The organism is Saccharopolyspora hirsuta (assembly GCF_008630535.1).
Taxonomy (GTDB): domain Bacteria; phylum Actinomycetota; class Actinomycetes; order Mycobacteriales; family Pseudonocardiaceae; genus Saccharopolyspora; species Saccharopolyspora hirsuta.
This window is the reverse complement of the sequence record NZ_VWPH01000033.1, coordinates 1-1,457: the sequence shown is the minus strand read 5'-3', so window position 1 is coordinate 1,457 and position 1,457 is coordinate 1. Positions and strand designations below refer to the sequence as shown.

Annotated in this window: 1 protein-coding gene; it reads left to right on the top strand. The window is 67.2% G+C overall.

Features of this window, described 5'->3' with window-relative positions; translation table 11 throughout:
• Nucleotides 1-229: 229 nt before the first annotated feature.
• Nucleotides 230-1,435: an IS110 family RNA-guided transposase gene (locus F1721_RS34180; RefSeq protein WP_150070998.1), complete on the top strand. Its 1,206-nt coding sequence runs from the start codon at nt 230-232 to the stop codon at nt 1,433-1,435.
• Nucleotides 1,436-1,457 lie beyond the last annotated feature (22 nt).

Genomic DNA, 1,457 nt, shown 5'->3' with positions numbered 1-1,457 from the left:
CTCCTTAAGTTGGTAGTTGATCTGCCGATGGGTAGATCACCCGGGCGGGCCGGGTGAGGCTGTAGTTTCTTGCCGGCCTTGGTGGTGCGGCTCGAAGGGAGTGGCCGCCCGGCCCGCCTGGACGTTCCTGGCCGCTGATTGAGAACTGCGAATCATCGCTGGGTTTAAGGAGATGACGGCGGGATCGTCCGAGGGGTGACCTGCAAGAACGAGATGGTGGAGGCCGCGGTTGCGGGTGTGGGTTGGTATCGACGTGGGTAAAGAAGTCCACTGGGCGTGGGTGGTGGATGACGAGGGCACGTGCATGTTGTCGCGCCGAGTCGCCAACGACGAGACGGACCTGCTGACCTTGATCGCGGAGGTCACCGAGCTGGGCGCCAACGAGATCACCTGGGCTGTCGATCTGACCACAGCGGAATCCGCCTTGCTGTTGGCGATCCTGTGGAGCCACGGCCAGAAGGTGCGCTACCTGCCCGGCAAAGCCGTCAACCGCGCCGCCGCTGGATACCGCAGCGAAGGCAAGACCGATGCCAAGGACGCTCGCATCATCGCCGACCAGGCCCGAATGCGTCGTGACCTGATCGAGCTGCGCGCCCCGGAGGAGCTGGTCGTCGAGCTGCGGATGCTGAGCACTCGTCGCGCCGATGTGGTCGCCGACCGCACGCGGACGATCAATCGACTGCGCCAGCAACTCACCGCGATCTGTCCCGCCCTGGAGCGTGCCGCCGACCTCACCGGCCAGCGCGGATGGATTCGGCTGCTCGCTCGCTATCAGCGTCCCAAGGCCCTGCGCCGGGCCGGAGTAGCGCGCCTGAGGCGTCTGCTGGTCGGCATGGGCGGACTGCGCGAGTCCACCGCCGCGGCCATCGCCGAAGCCGCAGTGCAAGCCGCGAAGTCGCAGACCACACGGCTTCCCGGCGAAGACGTCACCGCTGAGCTGATCGCGGGCCTGGCCGAGGAGGTGATGCGCCTCGATGAGCACATCGCCGAGCTGGACGCTGCCATCGAGGCCCGATTTCGCCGTCACCGGTTGGCCGAGGTGATCACCAGCCTGCCCGGCATGGGCTTCCGGCTCGGCGCCGAGTTCCTCGCCGCCACCGGAGACATGACGTGGTTCGCCTCGGCTGACCACCTGGCCGCCTACGCCGGACTGGCACCGGTGCCCCACGACTCCGGCAAACGCACCGGACGCCTGCACCGCCCCACGCGCTACAACCGCGCCCTGCGGCGCGTGTTCTACATATCCGCGTTGACCAGTATCCGCTGCGACCCCACCTCGCGTGCCTACTACGACAAGAAACGGGCCGAGGGCAAAAGAGCCAAAGGCGCCATCCTCGCCCTCGCCCGCCGCCGCGTCGACGTGCTCTGGGCACTCATCCGCGACCACCGCACCTGGCAGCCCACGATGCCATCGATCGCCGCCCAAGCGGCTTGACAACATCATTGAGACTCCCTTC